We start from the raw sequence: 1442 nt of genomic DNA on the forward strand, positions 1-1442 counted from the left end.
GGGTCTATCACGAATTAGGTGTACTTCATACGATTGGCGTACTGGTTGGGGTGTGGGCTGATCGGCCTACACCCGGCCGGCGGTAAGGCGGCCGTCGAAGACGGTGTCGAAGGCGTTCATGGCGCTCTTCCAGCGGTTGCTCCAGCGCTGGCGTCCCTTGCCGGTGGGGTCGAGGGCGAGGGTGGCCAGGTACAGGCGCTTGAGGGCTGCGGTCTCGTTCGGGAAGTGCCCGCAGGCGTTGACGGCTCGTCGGTAGCGGGCGTGCAGCGACTCGATGGCGTTGGTGGTGCAGATGACCTGCCGGATGGGCTGTTCGAAGCGGAGGAAGGGCACCACCTCGCTCCAGGCGCGTTCCCATGCTTTGATCGCTGCCGGGTACTTGTTCTCCCACTTCTCGCTGAAGTCGGCCAGCCGTTGCAGGGCCTGGTCCTCGTTGACGGCGGTGTAGACGGGTTTCAGGTCGCGGGCCACGGCCTCCCAGTCGGCCCGTGAGCAGTACCGCAGGGTGGTGCGGATCAGGTGGACGATACAGGTCTGGACCACGGTCTGCGGCCAGACCTGGCTGACGGCGTCGGGTAGTCCGGTCAGGCCGTCGCACACGAGCATCAGCACATCGCGCACGCCGCGGTTCTTCAGCTCGGTGAGCACGCCCTGCCAGTACTTGGCGCCCTCGCCGCCGTCGCCGGCCCACAGGCCCAGGATCTCGCGGTAGCCGTCGCAGGTCACCGCGAGGGCCACGTAGACGGGCCGGTTGGCGACCTGGCCGTCGCGGATCTTGACGTGGATGGCGTCCACGAAGATGACGGGATAGACGGGATCGAGTGGGCGTGTGCGCCACTCGGCCATCGACTCCAGGGCCTTGTCGGTGATGGTGGAGACGGTCTCCTTGGAGGTGGTCATCGAGTAGACCTCGGCCAGGTGGGCGACGATTTCGCCGCTGGTCAGGCCCTTGGCGCTCAGGGAGAGCACCATCTCGTCCAAGGCCCCGGTCCGGCGGGCGTATCGGGGCAGGATGCCCGGGCGGAAGGTGCCCAGCCGGTCGCGGGGCACGTGCACGGTGACCGGCCCGACCTCGGTCATCACCTTCTTGGGCCGGTAGCCGTTGCGGGCGTTGCCGCCCGAGCGGGACCCGCGCCCGCCGGAGCGCTGGGCCTCGTCGGCCAGGTGCAGGTCGAGCTCGGCCTCCAGCGCGGCTTGCATCAGGTGCTGGGTGAGCTCGGGCAGCAGTCCGCCCTCGCCCATCAGCCGCAGCCCGCCCTCGCGGACCCGCTCGGCGGCCAGCGCGGCCAGGTGGTCCAGCAGCTCGGGGCTGAGCCCGTTCGGCGAGACGGTCGCGTTCCTCACGCTGTCACCGTCGAGGGATTCGCCGGCCGGGTCAACCGACGCGCCGTCAGTGATATCGATCAGGTGACCAGTTGTGGTGCTCACCAGGTGGCTCCTTT

At 68.7% G+C, this 1442-nt stretch carries 1 protein-coding gene; it reads right to left on the reverse strand.

Features of this window, described 5'->3' with window-relative positions:
• Window positions 1–66 precede the first annotated feature (66 nt).
• On the reverse strand, window positions 67–1344 hold the full coding sequence (locus tag LN042_RS36760) for an IS256 family transposase (RefSeq protein WP_372495891.1): 1278 nt from the start codon (window positions 1342–1344) through the stop codon (window positions 67–69).
• Between the last annotated feature and the right edge of the window lie 98 nt (window positions 1345–1442).

The organism is Kitasatospora humi (assembly GCF_020907985.1).
Classification (GTDB): domain Bacteria; phylum Actinomycetota; class Actinomycetes; order Streptomycetales; family Streptomycetaceae; genus Kitasatospora; species Kitasatospora humi.